This window comes from Thauera sp., from assembly GCF_035444905.1.
Taxonomy (GTDB): domain Bacteria; phylum Pseudomonadota; class Gammaproteobacteria; order Burkholderiales; family Rhodocyclaceae; genus Thauera.
The window spans coordinates 29834-47538 of the sequence record NZ_DAOMPS010000024.1; the positions used below are offsets into that span (position 1 = coordinate 29834).

Annotated in this window: 18 protein-coding genes; 11 read left to right on the forward strand and 7 right to left on the reverse strand. The window is 67.5% G+C overall.

Annotated features, from left to right (window positions below; all coding sequences use genetic code 11):
* Positions 1-13: 13 nt before the first annotated feature.
* Together dinB and aroG are read right to left on the reverse strand one after the other, a co-directional pair.
* Positions 14-1120, reverse strand: coding sequence for a DNA polymerase IV (gene dinB, locus PLC66_RS12080; RefSeq protein ID WP_324540701.1), 1107 nt, complete (start codon positions 1118-1120; stop codon positions 14-16).
* Between the two features lie 66 nt (positions 1121-1186).
* The gene (aroG, locus tag PLC66_RS12085; RefSeq protein WP_324540703.1) at positions 1187-2269 is read right to left on the reverse strand and encodes a 3-deoxy-7-phosphoheptulonate synthase AroG; all 1083 of its coding nucleotides are present in this window, start codon (positions 2267-2269) and stop codon (positions 1187-1189) included.
* A 192-nt stretch (positions 2270-2461) separates the two neighbouring features.
* On the opposite strand from aroG, the gene msrP reads away from it, so the two are divergent.
* Both msrP and msrQ read left to right on the forward strand, forming a co-directional pair.
* A complete protein-coding gene (gene msrP, locus PLC66_RS12090; protein ID WP_324540704.1) occupies positions 2462-3409 on the forward strand; it encodes a protein-methionine-sulfoxide reductase catalytic subunit MsrP in 948 nt (315 codons plus the stop codon).
* Entirely contained in the window at positions 3409-4080 is a 672-nt protein-coding gene (gene msrQ, locus PLC66_RS12095) for a protein-methionine-sulfoxide reductase heme-binding subunit MsrQ (protein ID WP_324540706.1), read from the forward strand. Before msrP ends, msrQ begins: the two co-directional genes overlap by 1 nt.
* Here the strand turns inward: msrQ and PLC66_RS12100 are convergent.
* From PLC66_RS12100 to yjgA, 3 genes are read right to left on the reverse strand one after another with little or no spacing between them, the layout of a single operon-like run.
* Positions 4067-5239: a methyltransferase gene (locus PLC66_RS12100; protein WP_503012200.1), complete on the reverse strand. Its 1173-nt coding sequence runs from the start codon at positions 5237-5239 to the stop codon at positions 4067-4069. The two genes, msrQ and PLC66_RS12100, sit on opposite strands and share 14 nt — an antisense overlap.
* A 7-nt stretch (positions 5240-5246) precedes the next feature.
* Entirely contained in the window at positions 5247-5837 is a 591-nt protein-coding gene (mog, locus tag PLC66_RS12105) for a molybdopterin adenylyltransferase (protein ID WP_324540708.1), read from the reverse strand.
* Between the two features lie 21 nt (positions 5838-5858).
* Positions 5859-6497 (reverse strand): ribosome biogenesis factor YjgA, encoded by a 639-nt coding sequence (gene yjgA / locus PLC66_RS12110; protein WP_324540710.1) that lies wholly within the window; start codon positions 6495-6497, stop codon positions 5859-5861.
* Positions 6498-6553: 56 nt separating this feature from the next.
* Here yjgA and pmbA point away from each other — a divergent pair, with 56 nt between their 5' ends.
* The 9 genes from pmbA to ribD all read left to right on the forward strand — a co-directional run bounded on the left by pmbA (position 6554) and on the right by ribD (position 16463).
* Complete coding sequence (pmbA, locus tag PLC66_RS12115) at positions 6554-7900, forward strand: metalloprotease PmbA (protein WP_324540712.1); 1347 nt, start codon at positions 6554-6556, stop codon at positions 7898-7900.
* Between the two features lie 55 nt (positions 7901-7955).
* The gene (locus PLC66_RS12120; protein ID WP_324540714.1) at positions 7956-9062 is read left to right on the forward strand and encodes a TRAP transporter substrate-binding protein; all 1107 of its coding nucleotides are present in this window, start codon (positions 7956-7958) and stop codon (positions 9060-9062) included.
* Positions 9063-9138: 76 nt separating this feature from the next.
* Positions 9139-9813: a histidine phosphatase family protein gene (locus tag PLC66_RS12125; RefSeq protein WP_324540716.1), complete on the forward strand. Its 675-nt coding sequence runs from the start codon at positions 9139-9141 to the stop codon at positions 9811-9813.
* A gap of 150 nt (positions 9814-9963) precedes the next feature.
* Positions 9964-11046 carry a TRAP transporter substrate-binding protein gene (locus PLC66_RS12130; RefSeq protein WP_324540718.1) on the forward strand — a complete coding sequence of 361 codons (1083 nt, stop codon included), beginning with the start codon at positions 9964-9966 and terminating at the stop codon, positions 11044-11046.
* A gap of 138 nt (positions 11047-11184) precedes the next feature.
* Positions 11185-11763 (forward strand): TRAP transporter small permease subunit, encoded by a 579-nt coding sequence (locus tag PLC66_RS12135; protein ID WP_324540720.1) that lies wholly within the window; start codon positions 11185-11187, stop codon positions 11761-11763.
* Positions 11760-13445, forward strand: a complete 1686-nt coding sequence (locus PLC66_RS12140) for a TRAP transporter large permease (RefSeq protein ID WP_324540722.1) — start codon at positions 11760-11762, stop codon at positions 13443-13445. Before PLC66_RS12135 ends, PLC66_RS12140 begins: the two co-directional genes overlap by 4 nt.
* 112 nt (positions 13446-13557) lie before the next feature.
* Positions 13558-14808 carry a serine hydroxymethyltransferase gene (glyA, locus tag PLC66_RS12145; RefSeq protein ID WP_324540724.1) on the forward strand — a complete coding sequence of 417 codons (1251 nt, stop codon included), beginning with the start codon at positions 13558-13560 and terminating at the stop codon, positions 14806-14808.
* A 58-nt stretch (positions 14809-14866) separates the two neighbouring features.
* Complete coding sequence (gene nrdR / locus PLC66_RS12150) at positions 14867-15385, forward strand: transcriptional regulator NrdR (protein ID WP_324540726.1); 519 nt, start codon at positions 14867-14869, stop codon at positions 15383-15385.
* Positions 15366-16463 (forward strand): bifunctional diaminohydroxyphosphoribosylaminopyrimidine deaminase/5-amino-6-(5-phosphoribosylamino)uracil reductase RibD, encoded by a 1098-nt coding sequence (ribD, locus tag PLC66_RS12155; protein WP_324540728.1) that lies wholly within the window; start codon positions 15366-15368, stop codon positions 16461-16463. Before nrdR ends, ribD begins: the two co-directional genes overlap by 20 nt.
* Before the next feature lie 21 nt (positions 16464-16484).
* Here the strand turns inward: ribD and PLC66_RS12160 are convergent, their stop codons facing one another.
* Together PLC66_RS12160 and PLC66_RS12165 are read right to left on the reverse strand one after the other, a co-directional pair.
* On the reverse strand, positions 16485-17234 hold the full coding sequence (locus PLC66_RS12160; protein WP_324540730.1) for a HesA/MoeB/ThiF family protein: 750 nt from the start codon (positions 17232-17234) through the stop codon (positions 16485-16487).
* Between the two features lie 9 nt (positions 17235-17243).
* Positions 17244-17693, reverse strand: coding sequence for a hypothetical protein (locus tag PLC66_RS12165; RefSeq protein WP_324540731.1), 450 nt, complete (start codon positions 17691-17693; stop codon positions 17244-17246).
* Positions 17694-17705: the final 12 nt, after the last annotated feature.

Below are 17705 nucleotides of genomic sequence, written 5' to 3' on the forward strand. Positions count from 1 at the left end.
GCAGGACTCGGTCTCAGAGGTGGTCGCCGTGCAGCGCGGGCAGCGGCGGCGAATCGAACAGGGAGATCTGGGCCGCCGCCGCGCCGGGGGCATCCTCGGCAAAGCGCACGCCGACGCCGAGCAGACGCACGGCCAGCGGCTTGCGCGCATGGGCCTCGTCGAGCAAGGCCAGCCAGACGGACTCGTCCGGCGCGCCGCTGACGCACTCGGCCGTGGTGCGGCTGAAGTCGGCGAAGCGCACCTTGACGAAGGCCTTGTGCACCGGCGGCCGGTCGCGGGCGCGCTCGAAGCGGCGGTGGAAATCCGCCAGCAGCGCACGCAGGGCGCTGCGGCAGGCGTCCAGATCGGCCAGATCGGGCGTGTACGTGGTCTCGACCGACAAGGACTTGCGGATGCGATCGGGCTGCACCGGGCGCTCGTCGATGCCGCGGCACAGGCGATACAGGCTGGCGCCGAAGCTGCCGAAGGCGTGGGTCAGGTCGGCCGCGCTCCAGGCACGCAGGTCGCCGCAGGTGTGCACGCCCAGCCGGTTGAGCTTCGCCGCGGTCACCTTGCCGACGCCGAAGATCTTCTTCACCGGCAGCGCGGCGACGAAGGCATCGACGTCCTGCGGACGCACGACGAACTGGCCGTCGGGCTTGTTCCAGTCGCTCGCCACCTTGGCGATGAACTTGTTCGGCGCGATGCCGGCCGAGGCGGTGATGCCCACCTCCTCGCGAATGCGCGCCCGAATCTCCTGCGCCATCAGCGAGGCCGAGCCGCGGCAGCGGTCCACGCCGCTGACGTCGAGGTAGGCCTCATCCAGCGACAGCGGCTCGACCAGCGGCGTGTAGTCGCGATAGATGGCGAGGATGGTGCGCGAGGCCTCGCGGTAGCGCTCGAAGTCGGGCGGCAGCAGGATCAGCTGCGGACACAGCTGCAGCGCGCGCGCGGTGGCCATTGCCGAGTGCACGCCGAAGGCGCGCGCCTCGTAGTTGCAGGTGGCGATCACGCCGCGCGTCTCGGCGCGTCCGCCGACGGCCAGCGGCCGGCCACGCAGCGCGGGGTCGTCACGCATCTCGACCGCGGCGTAGAAGCAGTCGCAATCACAGTGGATGATCTTGCGCGTGGGCTCGCTCATGCGCCCGCCTTCAATGCAGAAGGCCTGCACGCGGCAGGCCCTCTGCGATGCCAACCGGGCCGCGAATCAGAACTCGGCGGCGCGCTTGACCCGCCGCTGACGCACGCCCTCGGCGAGGATGTCGAGCACCTCGAGGCTGTCCTCCCAGCCGATGCAGGCGTCGGTGATGCTCTTGCCGTATTCGAGCTCCTTGCCGGGCACCAGGTCCTGGCGGCCTTCCTTGAGGTGGGACTCGACCATCACGCCCATGATGCGGTCGTCGCCGGCGGCGAGCTGCTCGGCAACGTCACGCGCCACCTCGATCTGCAGCCGGTGCTGCTTGCGGCTGTTGCCATGCGAGAAGTCGACCATGACCTTGTTGCACACGCCCGCTGCGGCCAGTTCGCGGCTGGCCGTGTCGACGCTGGCGGCGTCGTAGTTGGGCTCCTTGCCGCCGCGCAGGATGGCGTGGCAGTCCTCGTTGCCGCGGGTGGAGACGATCGCCGAGTGGCCGGCCTTGGTCACCGACAGGAAATGATGCGGTGCCTGTGCGGCCTTGATCGCGTCGGCGGCAATGCGCAGGTTGCCATCGGTGCCGTTCTTGAAACCAACCGGGCACGACAGCCCGGAGGCGAGCTCGCGGTGCACCTGGCTCTCGGTGGTGCGCGCGCCGATCGCGCCCCAGGCGATGAGATCGCCGATGTACTGCGGCGTGATCATGTCGAGGAACTCGGTGCCTGCGGGCAGGCCAAGCTCATTGACCTCCCACAGCAGCTTGCGCGCCAGGCGCACGCCGTCGTTGATACGGAAGCTGTTGTCGAGGCCGGGATCGTTGATCAGTCCCTTCCAGCCCACGGTGGTGCGCGGCTTCTCGAAGTAGACGCGCATGACGATCAGCAGGTCGTCCTTCAGCCGGTCTGCCTCGCTCTTGAGTTTCTTCGCGTATTCGATCGCCGCCGCCGGGTCGTGGATCGAGCACGGCCCGATCACCACCAGCAGGCGGTCGTCGGCACCGTACAGGATGCGGTGGATCGCCTGGCGCGCCTCGTAGGAGACCTCCGCCGCCTTCGGAGTGGCGGGAAACTCGCGCAGCACGTGCGCGGGCGGCACGAGCTCCTTGATTTCCTGGATGCGGACGTCGTCGATATGGATCTTCATGGAGGCAGACATGCGGCAACTCTGAGTCGGGGCTGGAATAAGCGTCCGATTCTAGCCCAAACCACCAACAGGCTGCAGGCGCCGCCCGCTATGCCACCGATGCACTGAACCGATCGCGGTTCCGCACGTCTGTTCGTACAGTCGCAAGCTTGAAGCCGCGACGCCAGAACCCACGCAGTCAAGATAAGAGAAAGCGACCTCCCCATGCTGATCAAGCGTCCCCCCGACATCCCCTCCTCCGAGATCACCTCACGCGACCTGTTCCATGACCGGCGCGCCTTTCTCGCCCGTGCCGGCGTCGGCCTGGCGGCCGGTGCGGCGCTCTGGCACGGCGTGCCCGAAGCGGCGCGGGCAACGAGCGCCAGCACCGCGCTCGCGACCACGCCCTCGGCCTTCAGCACCACCGAGGCGCTGACCGACTACAAGTCGGTCACCACCTACAACAATTTCTACGAGTTCGGCACCGACAAGGCGGATCCGGCGCGCAACGCCGGCCGCATGGCTGTACGCCCCTGGACCTTGCGCGTCGAAGGACTGGCGGGCAAGCCGCGGATCTTCGACATCGACGCGCTGCTCAGGCTCGCCCCGCTCGAGGAACGCATCTATCGCATGCGCTGCGTCGAGGGCTGGTCGATGGTGATCCCCTGGGTCGGCCTTCCGCTCGCCGCCCTGCTGAAGGAAGTGGAACCGCTCGGCAGCGCGAAGTACGTCGAATTCCTGACCCACTACGACCGCGAGATCATGACCCGCCGACCGGTGCTGGAATGGCCCTACGGCGAAGGCCTGCGCATGGACGAGGCCCTGCACCCGCTCACCCTGCTCGCAGTCGGGCTCTACGGCGAGACCCTGCCCAACCAGAACGGCGCTCCGGTGCGCCTGGTCGTGCCCTGGAAGTACGGCTTCAAGAGCGCGAAGTCCATCGTCACGATTCGACTCACCGAGAACCAGCCGGCCACCGCCTGGAACCGTGCGGCGCCGCAGGAATACGGCTTCTACTCCAACGTAAACCCCGAGGTGTCGCATCCGCGCTGGAGCCAGGCGACCGAGCGCCGCATCGGCGAACTGCGCCGACGGCCGACCCTGATGTTCAACGGCTACGCCGACCAGGTCGCCGGGCTGTACCAGGGCATGGACCTGAGGAAGCACTACTGATGCTGCGCACGCCCTCGCCAATCGCCCTTGGCGCCATCAAGATCCTGGTCTTCATGCTGTGCCTGATGCCTGCGGCCGACCTCGCCCTCGGCTGGCGCGCCGACGCCCTCGGGGCCAACCCGATCGAGACGCTCACCCGCGCCAGTGGCGAGTGGGCGCTTCGTCTCCTGCTGATCACGCTCGCCGTGACCCCGCTGCGCCGCTACACCGGCCTGCACTGGTTGATGCGGCTGCGGCGCATGCTGGGCCTGTTCGCCTTCGCCTATGCGCTCGGCCATTTCGCGATCTGGATCTGGCTCGACCTGTACTTCGACTGGCCGGCGATCGCGCGCGACATCCTCGAGCGCCCCTTCGTCACCGTGGGCTTCGCCGCCTTCGTGCTGATGATCCCGCTCGCTGCCACCTCCAGCCACTTCGCCATGCGCCGCCTCGGCGGCCGCAGGTGGCAGTCACTGCACCGCGCCACCTACGGTATCGCCATCCTCGGCGTGCTGCACTTCTGGTGGCTGGTGAAGGCCGACGTGCTCGAGCCGCTGATCTACGCGCTGATCCTGGCCGCGCTGCTGGGCGTGCGCGCCTGGTGGCGCGAGCTCGAGCGCCGGCGCCAGCTGTCGGTGCCGCCGCCGGCGAAGCATCTGCAGCGCCCGGTGATCCGCATCATGCCGAAATAGCGAGCCGCCACAGCGAGGTGATCTCCGCTGCGCGCGCCGCGTGCAGCGGGTCGTCCGCGTCGCGCGCCTTGGCATGGCGCGGGCGGATGTCCTCGCGACGGAGCACGCGCAAACCCGCCGCCGCGATCCAGCCCAGCAGTTGCTCGCGCGAGCGCAGGCCGAGGTGCTCGGCAAGGTCCGACAGGATCAGCCAGCCCTCGCCGTTGGCCGTCAGGTGTGCTGCCAGGCCGTCGAGGAAGCCGCGCAGCATGCGACTGTCGGGGTCGTACACCGCGCGCTCGATCGCCGCCGTCGGCTTGGCCGGCAGCCAGGGCGGGTTGCACACCACCAACGGTGCGCGGCCGGGCGGGAAGAGGTCGGCCGCGGCCACCTCCACCGCGCCATCGAGCCCGAGGCGGGAGAGGTTGTCGCGCGCACAAGCGAGCGCACGCGGATCCTGGTCGGTGGCGATCACGCGCTCGACGCCGCGCCGCGCCAACAGGGCGGCAATCACCCCGGTGCCGGTGCCGATGTCAAAGGCAAGTGTGCGCGCCGGCAGCGGCACGCGCGCGACGAGATCGAGGTATTCGCCGCGGATCGGCGAGAACACGCCGTACCAGGGGTGGATGCGCGCGCCCAGCGCCGGCACCAGCACGCCCTTGCGCCGCCATTCATGCGCGCCGATCAGGCCGAGCAGCTCGCGCAGCGACAGCACGCAGGGGGCATCGAGCAGATCGGCATCCGCCGTGCCGTCGATGGCCTCGGCCAGCGCCTCGACGACGTCCGGCGCCCGTCGCAGCGCAATGCGGCCACCCGCCTCGACCGGGATCAGCAGCATGCCGAGCGTGCGTGCGCGCTGCGCCTGGGCCATGCGGTGCAGGTGAAAGGCCTCGGCGGGCGAAGCCGGCTCGCGGCTGCGCTTGCGCGGACGGGCGTCGGCGCGTCGCGCCATCGCCTGCAGCAACTGGCGGGCGTTGTGATAATCGCCGCGCCACAGCAGGCCCGTGCCCTCGCAGGCCAGCCGCCACGCAGTGTCCGCCTTCATCGTGTCATCGGCAACGACGACCCGACGGGGTGGCGGCACGCCGTTCTCCGAGCGCCAGCGCGCCCGGCAGGGTACGGCCGCGTCCGGCTCCGCAGCGCCCTCCTCCTCCCAGCACAGCTCGGCGGCCGCTTCCACGTCGGCTTCAGCCCTGCTTCGGACGAATCGCGGTCTTCGGCCGGAAGGTCTTGATCACCGCCTCGTCGGTCTCGATGTAGGGCCCGCCGATGAGGTCGATGCAATAGGGCACGGCGGCGAAGATGCCGACGTGGCGCACGGCACCGTCGGCGTCGCGCACGCCCTCGAGCGTCTCGCGGATCGACTTGGGCTGCCCCGGCAGGTTGATGATCAGGCAGTTGCCACGGATCACCGCCACCTGGCGCGACAGGATCGCGGTCGGCACGAAGTTGAGACTGATGCGGCGCATCTCCTCGCCGAAGCCGGGCATCTCCTTGTCACCGACCGCCAGCGTCGCCTCGGGCGTCACGTCGCGCGGCGCCGGACCGGTGCCGCCGGTGGTGAGGACGAGCTTGCAGCCGGCAGCGTCGGCGAGTTCGATCAGGGTGCGCTCGATCGTCGCGCGCTCGTCCGGGATCAGGCGTGTCTCGGCGGTCCACGGCGAGCTCAACGCCTTGCCCAGCCAATCCTTCAGCGCCGGGATGCCCTGGTCTTCGTAGGTGCCTTCGGAGGCGCGGTCGCTGATCGACACGAGGCCGATCCGGATCTGTTCGCTCATGAGTCTGGTTGTCCTGGTTCTTCAGTGCTTGGGGTCGGCGGCCTGACCGTCGCCGTCCGTGCCATCAGCGGACCCCGTGTCGATGTCCGTTGCCTCCTCGGCGGCCACGCCTTCGTCGTCCGCCGCCTCCGCCGCCTGCAGCATGCGCAGGGTCTGGAAGATCTCGCGGAAGGCCTTCGGCGGCTTGCCCGCCTCGCGCTCCTTGAGCGCATTGCGGCGCAGGGTGCGCAGGTATTGCAAGTCAGCGCCCGGCCAGGTCTCGGCGATGACGCCGATCACCTTCTCGTCCTCGAGCAGTTGTTCGCGCAGGCGCTCGAGGCGGTGCATCTTCGCCACCTCGGCGGCCGAGTTGCCGGCGAAGACCGCGAGCTGGGCCTGGATCGGCGCGGGGTCGATCTTGCGCATCAGCTTGCCGATGTACTGCAACTGGCGGCGGCGCGCTTCCATCTTGAAGCCCTGGGCGGCGCGGATGGCGTCGAACAGGGATTCGGGCAGCGGCACCTTCTTGAGCTGGTCGACCGACAAGGCCACGAGCTGCTCGCCGAGATCCTGCAGCGCCTGCATCTCGCGCTTGCGGCTGCTCTTGCTGGGCGGCTCGACGTAGTCGTCATCGGCGTCGTCGTGGGTGGATTGGCGCGAATCTGGGCGCATTGCGGGCATGGGGGCTGGCTTGATCGGGTTAAGATTATAGCCTTTGCACGCACCCGGCCCGCTCCATGTCCGCTCAAGGCTTCTCCTTCTCCCAGGCGCACCTCGCCGAAATCGCCACCGACATCCTCAAGCACGCGAAAAAGCACGGCGCCTCGGCCTGCGAGACCGACGTCTCGGAAGGCTTCGGCCAGTCGGTCGCGGTGCGCAAGGGCGAGGTCGACACGATCGAGTACAACCGCGACAAGGGCGTGGGCGTCACCGTCTACGTCGGCCAGCAGCGTGGCTATGCCAGCACTTCGGACTTCTCCAAGAAGGCGCTCAAGGCCACGGTCGAGGCCGCGATCTCGATCGCCCGCTTCACCGCGCCCGACCCCTGCGCTGGCCTCGCCGACGCGGCGCTGATGGCGCACGCGAAGGACATGCCCGAGCTCGACCTCTTCCACCCCTGGGCGATCGACGTCAACGCGGCAATCGCGCTCGCGCGCCGCTGCGAGGAGGCGGCCTTCGCGGTGAGTCCGAAGATCAGCAACTCGGAAGGCGCCAACACCTCGATCCAGCAGTCGCATTTCGTGTCGGCCAACAGCCACGGCTTCATCGGTGGCTATGCGACCACCCGCCATGGCCTGTCGTGCTCGGTGATCGCCGGCGAGGGCGACGCCATGCAGCGCGAATACTGGTACGACTCGCGCCGCGATGCGCCCGAGCTGATGTCGCCGGAGGAGATCGGCCGCCGCGCCGGCGAACGCGCGCTGGCCCGCCTCGGCGCGAAGAAGATCCGCACCTGCGAGGTGCCGGTGCTGTTCGAGGCGCCGCTCGCGGTGGCGCTGATCGGCAATTTCGTGCAGGCGGTGAGTGGCGGCTCGCTGTACCGCAAGTCCAGCTTCCTGCTCGACAGCCTCGGCCAGCCGGTGTTCTCGCCGGTGGTGAGCATCGCCGAACGCCCGCACCTGAAGAAGGCTTTCGGCTCCAGCCCCTTCGACAGCGATGGCGTCGCCACCCGCGACCGCGAGGTGGTGAGCGAGGGCGTGCTGCAGGGCTACTTCCTGTCGACCTACTCGGCGCGCAAGCTCGGCATGCAGACCACGGGCAACGCTGGCGGCTCGCACAACCTGATCGTCAAGCCGGGCGAGCACGACCTCGCCGGCCTCATCAAGCAGATGGACAGGGGCCTGCTCGTCACCGAACTGCTGGGCCATGGCGTGAATTACGTCACGGGCGATTACTCGCGCGGTGCGGCAGGCTTCTGGATCGAGAAGGGCCGCATCAAGCATGCGGTCGAGGAGATCACCATCGCCGGCAACCTGCGCGACATGTTCCGCAGCATCGTCGCCATCGGCAACGATGCGCTGCCGCGGGGTGCAAAACTGTGCGGCTCGGTCCTGATCGAGCGCATGAAGGTGGCCGGGCGCTGATCCGCCTATATAATCGGCCACCGATATTCGGTGCCACTCAAGAAAAGGAGCAATCGTGGAACGTCGTTCATTCCTCAAGAAGGCAGGCGTGGGTCTCGCCGCAGGCGCCGCAGCCGGTGTCGCATCCAGCCCCGTCGCGGCCGCCCCGGCGGTCCATACCGGCCTGCCCGAGATCAAGTGGCGCATGACCTCGAGCTTTCCGCGCGGTGTCGACACACTGTTCGGCAGCGCCGAGTTGCTGTCGACCCGCGTCAGCGAGATCACCGGCGGCAAGTTCGACATCCGCGTCTATCCGGCCGGTGAACTGCTGCCCGCGCTGCAGGCACTCGACGCCGTCCAGCAGGGCACGGTCGAGATGAGCCACACCTGCTCCTACTACTACACCGGCAAGGACAAGGCCTTCGGCTTCGGCACGGCGATCCCCTTCGGCCTCAACGCGCGCCAGATGGACGCCTGGATCATCGCCGGCGGCGGCCAGGAGCTGCTCGACGAGTTCTACAGCAACTACAACATCCGCTCCTTCCTCGGCGACAACACCGGCGTGCAGATGGGCGGCTGGTACCGCAAGGAGATCAACACCGTCGCCGACATGAACGGCCTCAAGATCCGCATCGCGGGTCTGGGCGGCGAGCTGCTCGCGCGCATGGGCGCCGTACCGCAGCAGCTCGGCGCGGGCGACATCTACACCGCGCTGGAGAAGGGCACCATCGATGCCGCCGAATTCGTCGCCCCCTACGACGACGAAAAGCTCGGCCTGCACAAGGTCGCACCCAACTACTACGCCCCCGGCTTCTGGGAGCCCGGCCCCGCGGTGCACTTCTTCGTGAACAAGCTGGAATGGGACAAGCTGCCGAAGGAGTACCAGGCCGCCTTCCAGGCCGCTTCGCGCGAGGCTCACATCCTCATGACCGCAAGCTACGACCACAAGAATCCGCAGGCGCTGGCCCGCCTGCTGAGCCAGGGCGTGAAGCTGCAGCGCTTCTCCAACGAGATCATGAAGAAGGCCTACGACCTCAGCCAGGAAATGTACGCCGAGGAATCGGCCAAGAACCCGGCGTGGAAGAAGATCTACACCGAGTTCGTGAAGTACCGCCAGTCGCAGAACGCCTGGTTCGGCGTTGCCGAAGCGAGCTACGACCGCTTCATGCAGTCGATCCGCTAAGCACGGCGCCCGCCCGCGTTGCGCAAGGGGAGAGCCCGCCCGGGCTCTTCCCTTTTTCGGACCCCGCACAGACCCCATGACGACCCTGCCCCCCTCCCCCGCCGATGCCGGCACCGCGTGCACGCTCTGCCTGGTCCGCCACGGCGAGACGGACTGGAACGTGGAACGGCGCCTGCAGGGGCACATCGACATCCCGCTCAATGAGCGCGGCCAGGCCCAGGCCGAAGCCACCGCCCGCAGCCTGGCGGGGACGCGCTTTTCCGCGCTGTACTGCAGCGACCTCGCACGCGCGCGCCAGACCGCGGCTGCGATCAGGCGCCGCCACCCGATGCCCGAAACCACCGACGCCCGCCTGCGCGAGCGCCACTACGGCATGTTCCAGGGCCTCACCTACGACGAGGCGGCGCGCCGCCACCCCGAGTTCTATCATCGCTTCAAGGCGCGCGAACTCGATTTTGCGCTTGCCGATCGGGGCGAGAGCCTGCACGAGTTCGCCGAGCGCATTCGCGCCGCACTGCACGATATCGCGCTGCGCCATCGCGGCGAGCGTGTGCTCGTCGTGACCCACGGCGGCGTGCTCGACATCGCCTACCGCATCGCCGCGGGCCGCGAGCTGGAGTCGGCACGCGACTTTCCGATTCCCAACGCGGCACTGAACTGGATCGAGCATCAGCCGGCAGGATGGCGGCTGCTGGCGTGGGCGGACGAGCGCCACCTGGACCACAGCCTGGACGAACTCCCCAACGGCTGATTTCACGACCGTGTCATTTTTCACGAAAAATTCGGCAAATCAGGGTTTTCCTCGGCTCCCGTTGCGCCCCGGCCCCTTCCTATAATTCGGCTGGTTTTCGCCGTTCAGGCCCACTCGCTGAACGCCCCCACCCCGGAACAAGGAGAAACCGTGGAACGTCGCAAATTTCTGCAGGGCACCGGCATCGCCGGCATTCTGGCGGCAGGCGCCGCCCCCGCCATCGTGCACGCACAGGAGCAGATCCGCTGGCGCCTGGCCTCGAGCTTCCCGAAGTCGCTCGATACCGTGTTCGGCGCATCGGAGGTGTTCGCCAAGAATGTGGCCGACGCGACCGGCGGCAAGTTCAACATCACTGTCTATCCGGCCGGCGAGCTGGTGCCCGCGTTCGGCGTCGTCGATGCCGTCCAGCAGGGCACGGTGGAGGTCGCCCACACCGCGCCCTACTATTTCTTCGGCAAGGACGAGACCTTCGCCCTCGACTGCGCCGTGCCCTTCGGCATGACCTCACGCGCGATGACGGCGTGGATGTTCGAAGGCAACGGCCTCAAGCTGTTCCGCGAGTTCTACGCCCAGTTCAACATCGTGAACATCCCCTGCGGCAACACCGGCGCACAGATGGGTGGCTGGTACCGCAAGGAGATCAAGTCGGTCGCCGACCTCAACGGCCTCAAGTTCCGCGTCGGTGGTTTCGGTGGGCGCGTGCTGAGCAAGCTCGGCGTGGTGCCGCAGAACATCCCCGCCGGCGAGATCTACCAGTCCCTGGAAAAGGGCACGATCGATGCCGCCGAATGGATCGGCCCCTATGACGACCTCAAGCTCGGCCTGCACAAGGTTGCCTCCAACTACTACTTCCCGGCGTGGTGGGAAGGCAGTACCCAGTTCTCGCTCTATATCAACGACAAGCAGTGGAACGGCCTGTCGAAAGAGTACCAGGCGATCGTGCTGCAGGCGGCCTCCAACGCACACATCCACTGCCAGGCGCGTTACGACGCCCGCAATCCGACTGCGCTCAAGCAACTCGTCGCCGAGGGCGCAAAGTTGAGTCGCTTCCCGCGCGACGTGATGGACGCCGCATTCAAGGCGTCGCGCGAGGTCTATGACGAACTCAACGACAAGAACGCGAACTGGAAGAAGATCTTCCCCGACTACTCTCGCTTCCTGGCCGATCAGGTGCAGTGGGAGTCGGTCGCCGAGGGCAACTACTCGCAGTACATGGCCGCACAGAAGCTGTAACATGGCGCGGCGCTCCCTGGCCCCCGCTCGCGGCGCGCCCCGCTGCCTCACCCCCGCAGCAATGCCTCACCCCTGCTCACCGAGCCTGCTACCCGCAGCGCTCGGTGTCCTTGTCCCTTCACGCTTCCAGGCTACCCCATGGGAACGCTCCTCCGCCTCTCCCGGCTGATCGACGGCTTGAGCCGTCTGGTCGGCAAGACGACGCTCTGGCTCGTACTTGCCGCCTCGCTCATCAGCGCGGCCAATGCCATCATGCGCAAGGCCTTCAACGTCAGCTCGAACGCCTACCTCGAGATCCAGTGGTATCTGTTCGCCGCCGTGTTCCTGCTCGGTGCCGGCTACGTCCTGATGCAGAACGCCCATGTCCGCATCGACGTGGTCGCGAACAAGCTGAAGATGCGCACGCGCATCCTGATCGACATCATCGGCATCGTCGTATTCCTGCTGCCGATGTGCTGGTTCATGATCGAATTCTCCTGGCCCCTGGTGCGCAACGCCTTCGTGTCAGGCGAGGTCTCGTCCAACGCGGGCGGCCTCATTCGCTGGCCGGTCTACGCCATGGTGCCGGCCGGCTTTGCGCTGCTCGCGCTGCAGGCGGTCTCCGAGCTGATCAAGCGTATCGCCTTCCTGCAAGGCCTTGCACCCAACCCGCTGCTGCGCGGCGGCCACGACACCGGCGCGGCGGAGCATGCCGCTCAAGGCGAGGCCCACAAATGATCGAGCTGCTCTCCTCCAGCCTGCCGCAGCTGATGTTCGTGGCCCTGGTCATCTTCCTGCTCACCGGTTTCCCGGTGGCGTTCTCGCTGGCCGCCACCGGCCTCATGTTCGGCTTCATCGGCATCGAACTGGGCCTGCTACCAATCAGCCTGTTCCAGGCCCTGCCCCTGCGGGTCTTCGGCATCATCCAGAACGACACCCTGCTCGCGATCCCCTTCTTCACGCTGATGGGCCTCATCCTCGAGCGCAGCGGCATGGCCGAGGATCTGCTCGACACGGTCGGCCAGGTCTTCGGGCCGGTGCGCGGGGGCCTGGCGCTGGCGGTCGTCCTGGTCGGCGCCCTGCTTGCCGCGACCACCGGCGTGGTGGCGGCCTCGGTGATCTCGATGGGCCTGATCTCGCTGCCGATCATGCTGCGCTATGGCTACAGCCGCGCGATCGCCAGCGGCGCGATCACGGCCTCAGGCGCGCTTGCGCAAGCCGTACCGCCCTCGCTGGTGCTGATCGTGATGGCCGACCAGCTCGGCCGCAGCGTCGGTGACCTCTACCGCGGCGCCTTCGTCCCCGCCTTCATGCTGATCGGCATGTATGTCCTGTTCATCATCGCGCTGGCGATGTTCAAGCCGAAGATGCTGCCTGCCCTGCCCCCCGAGGCACTGCGCTACCGCGAGCCGGATGGCAGCTCGGGGATGCGCTCGCTCGGCGTGTTCTTCGCCGTGGTGGCGAGCCTGACGACCGCATTCGGCCTGTTCTACGCGGAGATCATGACCGCCTTCACCGGCAGCGAGGTGACGCCGGCGCTGGACGAGACCATCGTCGTGGCACTGAGCGTGGGCACCCTGATCGCCTTCTTCGCCGCGCTCATCAACAAGGCGCTGCGCTTCGGACTGCTGTCGCAGATCACCGAGCGCGTGACCTTCGTGCTGATCCCGCCGCTGGCGCTGATCTTCCTCGTGCTCGGCACCATCTTCCTGGGCGTGGCGACGCCCACCGAGGGCGGGGCGATGGGTGCCGTCGGCGCCCTGCTGATGGCCGTCGTGCGCCGCCGCCTGGATTTCGCAACGCTCAAGCGCGCGCTCGAATCCACCGCACAGCTGTCGACCTTCGTGCTCTTCATCCTGATTGGCTCCACGCTGTTCAGCTTCACCTTCATCGCGGTCGACGGCCAGATCTGGGTCGAGCACCTGTTTGACAAGCTGCCCGGCGGCGAGATCGGCTTCCTGCTGTTCGTAAACCTGATGGTGTTCGTGCTGGGCTTCTTCCTCGACTTCTTCGAGATCGCCTTCATCCTGGTCCCGCTGCTGGCGCCGGTGGCGGAGAAGCTCGACATCAACCTGATCTGGTTCGGCGTGATGCTGGCGATGAACCTGCAGACCTCATTCCTGACGCCACCCTTCGGCTTCGCGCTGTTCTACCTGCGCAGCGTCGCACCGGTCAGCAGCTTCCTCGATCGCGTGACCGGCAAGCGGGTCGAGGGCGTGAAGACGATGGACATCTATCGCGGCTCGATTCCCTTCGTGATCATCCAGCTCATCATGCTCGGCCTGCTGCTCGCCTTCCCGCAGCTGGTGACCTTCAGCCTGGACAAGCCGGTCCAGTTCGACCCCGACACGATGCAGCTCGAGATACCGGGCAACTTTGGCGGCGGGGGCTGGGACGACGACAAGAAGGACGGCTGGTAAGCCGCGTCCAACCCGGCACGGAGCGCGCATCTCGAGGGATGCGCGCTTTTTTTTGTGCACCGCCGCCGTGATAAACTCCGCGTTCGAAATCAACCCTTTCAGAGTCCGCACCATGTTCTCCGCGCAAGACACCCTCGCCAAGGTCGATCCTGAACTCTGGGCCGCCGTGCAGGCAGAAAACCGCCGCCAGGAAGACCATATCGAGCTCATCGCCTCCGAAAACTACGTCTCCCATGCGGTGATGGAGGCCCAGGGCTCCCAGCTCACCAACAAGTACGCCGAGGGCTATCCCGGCAAGCGCTACTACGGTGGTTGCGAGCACGTTGATGTGGCCGAGCAGCTGGCGATCGACCGTCTCAAGGCGCTGTTCGGCGCCGAAGCCGCCAACGTGCAGGCGAACTCGGGCTCGCAGGCCAACCAGGCGGTGCTGATGGCTTTCGCCAAGCCGGGCGACACCATCATGGGCATGAGCCTGGCCGAAGGCGGCCACCTCACCCACGGCATGCCGCTGAACATGTCGGGCAAGTGGTTCAACGTCGTCGCCTATGGTCTCAACGACAAGGAAGAGATCGACTACGAGGCCATGGAGCGCCTGGCGCGCGAGCACAAGCCGAAGATCATCATCGCCGGCGCCTCAGCCTACGCGCTGCGCATCGACTTCGAGCGCTTCGCGAAGATCGCCAAGGAGATCGGCGCCATCTTCTGGGTCGACATGGCGCACTACGCCGGCCTCATCGCCGCGGGCTTCTACCCCAACCCGGTACCGCACGCCGACGTCGTCACCTCGACCACCCACAAGACCCTGCGCGGCCCGCGCGGCGGCATCATCCTGATGAAGGCCGAACACGAGAAGGCGCTGAACTCGGCGATCTTCCCCGGCCTGCAGGGCGGCCCGCTGATGCACGTGATCGCCGCCAAGGCGGTCGCCTTCAAGGAGGCGGCCACGCCCGAGTTCCGCAACTATCAGGAACAAGTCATCGCCAATGCGCGCGTGATGGCGCGCGTGCTGTCGGAAGAGCGCGGTCTTCGCATCGTCTCCGGTCGCACCGAGAGCCACGTCTTCCTGGTCGACCTCCGCAACAAGAAGATCACCGGCAAGGCCGCCGAAGCGGTGCTCGGCAGCGCCCACATCACGGTGAACAAGAACTCGATCCCGAACGACCCCGAGAAGCCCTTCACCACCTCGGGCATCCGCATCGGCTCGCCGGCGATGACCACACGCGGCTTCACCGAGATCGAGGCGGAGAAGATCGCCCACCTGATCGCCGACGTGCTCGACGCACCCGAAGATGCGGCGGTGATCGAGCGCGTGCGCGGCCAGGTGGCCGACCTGTGCGCCAAGTTCCCGGTCTACGGCAAGTAAGCCGCGGCGGGGTGGGCATCGAGACGAAGCCTGCCCCGCCCGCCAACGCCTTCCGGCCATGAAATGCCCTTTCTGCGCTGACCCCAACACCCAGGTCACCGACACGCGCGAGAACGAGGACGGCGACGTCGTCAGGCGTCGCCGTCGCTGCGTGAAATGCGACAAGCGCTTCACGACGTATGAACGCATCGACCTGAAGATGCCGCACATCGTCAAGCGCAACGGCAATCGCACCGAATTCGACCACGCCAAGCTCGCGGGCAGCATGAAGCTCGCGCTGCGCAAGCGCCCGGTGACGATCGAGGACATCGACGCTGCTGTGGACCGCATCGAGGCGCGCCTGCTGTCGATGGGCGAGCAGGAGGTGCCGAGCGAGAAGATCGGCGAACTGGTCATGAAGGAGCTCAAGAAGCTCGACAAGGTCGCCTACATCCGCTTTGCCTCGGTGTATCGCAATTTTGCCGATGTGGACGAGTTCTCCGAATTGATCCGCGAAGTGCAGAGCCGCCCGCGGCGCAGCCGCAGCAACCCGAGCGCGGCGCCCGCGACCGGCGAAGATGACCTTTTCGGCAACTGACCACGCGGCCATGGCGCGGGCGCTCGCGCTTGCCGCGTGCGGGCTCGACACCACCCCGCCCAATCCGCGTGTGGGCTGTGTCCTGATCAAGGACGGCGAGATCGTCGGCGAGGGCTGGCACCGGCGCGCCGGCGAGGCCCATGCCGAGATCCACGCCCTGCGCATGGCGGGGGAGCGGGCGCAGGGCGCCACCGCCTATGTGAGCCTCGAACCCTGCTCCCACTTCGGTCGCACGCCGCCCTGCGCGGACGCCCTCATCGAGGCCGGCATCGCCCGCGTCGTTGCCGCCATGGAAGATCCCAATCCGCTTGTGGCTGGCCGCGGCATGGCGCGCCTGCGCGCCGCCGGCATCGTCACCGAGCACGGCCTGCTCGAGGTCGCGGCGCGCGAGCTGAACATCGGTTTCGTGTCGCGCATGGCGCGCGGACGGCCCTGGCTGCGCCTCAAGGCGGCCGCCACGCTGGACGGCAAGACCGCACTCAACAACGGCGTCAGCCAATGGATTACCGGCGCTGCCGCGCGCCGCGACGGCCATCGCTGGCGCGCACGTGCCTGTGCCATCCTCACCGGCATCGGCACCGTGCGTGAGGACGACCCGCAACTGACGGTGCGCGACGTTCCCTGCGAACGCCAGCCGCTGCGCATCCTGATCGACGCCCGGCTCGACGTCTCGCCCCAGGCTCGCATCCTGCAGGGCGCGCCGGTGCTGATCGCCACCGCGGTCGAGGACGCTGCACGCATGGCGCCGCTGCTCGATCGCGGCCATCAGTTCGTGGTGACGGCGAACCAGGCAGGAAAGGTGGACCTGCCCGCCCTGCTGCAGGAACTCGGTCGCCGCGACATCAACGAGGTGCATGCCGAGGCGGGGCTCAAGCTCAACGGCTCGCTGCTGCGCGAAGGCTGCGTGGACGAACTGCTGCTCTACCTGGCACCGATGCTGGCGGGCGACCTGGCTCAGGGGCTGTTCAATCTGCCCGAACTGGCCAGCCTGCAGGCGGCCACCCGCTTGAAGATCCACGACCTGCGCATGGTCGGCGAGGACCTGCGCCTGATCGCCAGGCCGCTCGCTGCGGCCTGAAGCCTGCGCCGCCGCCGGTGATCAGGCCGCGGCGCACACCGCGCAGCCCGGATCCCTGCCCAGGCTGATGCTGCGCCACTCCATGCCGAGCCCGTCGAGCAGCAGCAGGCGGCCATCGAGCGAGGTGCCGCATCCGATGATCAGCTTCAAGGCCTCGGCGGCCTGGGTCGTGCCGATCATGCCGACGATGGGCGCGAACACGCCCATCACCGCGCAGCGCACCTCCTCCAGGTCCTCGCCCTCGGGGAACAGGCAGTGATAGCAGGCGCTGTCCGGCTTGCGCAGGTCGAACACCGAGACCTGGCCATCGAAGCGGATTGCAGCACCGGAGACGAGCGGCTTGCGGTGTTTCACGCAGGCCCGGTTCACCGCATGACGGGTGGCAAAATTGTCGCAGCAGTCGAGCACCACGTCGGCGCGTGACACCTGCTCCTCGAGCGCTGAGCCTTCCAGGCGCTGCTGCAGGGCCTCGACACGGGTCAGCGGGTTGAGCCGGCCCAGCGCCAGGCGCGCCGACTCCACCTTGGGCGCACCGATCATCTCCGCCGAATGCATGATCTGGCGCTGCAGGTTGGTCAGGTCAACCGTGTCGTCGTCGGCGATCGCAATCGTCCCGACCCCCGCGGCGGCCACGTACAGCGCCGCCGGCGAGCCCAGCCCGCCGGCGCCGACGATCAGCACGCGGGCATCGAGCAGCGCCTGCTGCCCCTCCACGCCGATCTCGGGCAGCAGGATATGGCGGCTGTAACGCAGCAGCTGCTCGTCATTCATCGGTGAAGCTCACTTGTACTCCCGCAGCTCGGGCGGGGTGTCGTCGTGATCGCCATGCTCATGGTGGTCCCAGGCCTGGATGTAGACCTCGTGCGACTGCTTGATCAGACGCTCCGGCGACAACAGGTTGTGGCGCTGGGTTTCTTCGCTGAAATAGATGATTGCGCGCACCAGCTTGACAAAGAGCGAGTTCTCGAGCGCAAAGCCGGCATCGCGCAGCGCGTCTTCGAGGGTCTCGAGCGAGTAGTCGAGCACCGAGTAGCGCACGACGATGCTCAAGGGCTCATCGGTGCGCTCGATGTGAAGCCCCTTGAGCATGCGCAGGGCAAGCCAGGCGCGTTCGACCTGCCCGGGCGGCAGTGGCTTGAAACGGATCTCGCGCTGCTTGTGAATGTCGGCCCCGGGCACGGGACGGTCATGATGCCGGCCGGCCAGCTTGTAGGCGGTCTCCCTGCGCATCATGCCCCTCCC

Bases quoted from the DNA above. Each gene is read 5' to 3' on its own strand.
- PLC66_RS12160 (WP_324540730.1), bottom strand. From the start codon at position 17,234: ATGAATGACGAGCAGCTGCTGCGTTACAGCCGCCATATCCTGCTGCCC.
- PLC66_RS12135 (WP_324540720.1), top strand. From the start codon at position 11,185: ATGGGAACGCTCCTCCGCCTCTCCCGGCTGATCGACGGCTTGAGCCGT.
- msrP (WP_324540704.1), top strand. From the start codon at position 2,462: ATGCTGATCAAGCGTCCCCCCGACATCCCCTCCTCCGAGATCACCTCA.
- PLC66_RS12125 (WP_324540716.1), top strand. From the start codon at position 9,139: ATGACGACCCTGCCCCCCTCCCCCGCCGATGCCGGCACCGCGTGCACG.
- aroG (WP_324540703.1), bottom strand. From the start codon at position 2,269: ATGTCTGCCTCCATGAAGATCCATATCGACGACGTCCGCATCCAGGAA.
- msrQ (WP_324540706.1), top strand. From the start codon at position 3,409: ATGCTGCGCACGCCCTCGCCAATCGCCCTTGGCGCCATCAAGATCCTG.
- pmbA (WP_324540712.1), top strand. From the start codon at position 6,554: ATGTCCGCTCAAGGCTTCTCCTTCTCCCAGGCGCACCTCGCCGAAATC.
- yjgA (WP_324540710.1), bottom strand. From the start codon at position 6,497: ATGCCCGCAATGCGCCCAGATTCGCGCCAATCCACCCACGACGACGCC.
- mog (WP_324540708.1), bottom strand. From the start codon at position 5,837: ATGAGCGAACAGATCCGGATCGGCCTCGTGTCGATCAGCGACCGCGCC.
- PLC66_RS12165 (WP_324540731.1), bottom strand. From the start codon at position 17,693: ATGCGCAGGGAGACCGCCTACAAGCTGGCCGGCCGGCATCATGACCGT.
- ribD (WP_324540728.1), top strand. From the start codon at position 15,366: ATGACCTTTTCGGCAACTGACCACGCGGCCATGGCGCGGGCGCTCGCG.
- glyA (WP_324540724.1), top strand. From the start codon at position 13,558: ATGTTCTCCGCGCAAGACACCCTCGCCAAGGTCGATCCTGAACTCTGG.
- dinB (WP_324540701.1), bottom strand. From the start codon at position 1,120: ATGAGCGAGCCCACGCGCAAGATCATCCACTGTGATTGCGACTGCTTC.
- nrdR (WP_324540726.1), top strand. From the start codon at position 14,867: ATGAAATGCCCTTTCTGCGCTGACCCCAACACCCAGGTCACCGACACG.
- PLC66_RS12140 (WP_324540722.1), top strand. From the start codon at position 11,760: ATGATCGAGCTGCTCTCCTCCAGCCTGCCGCAGCTGATGTTCGTGGCC.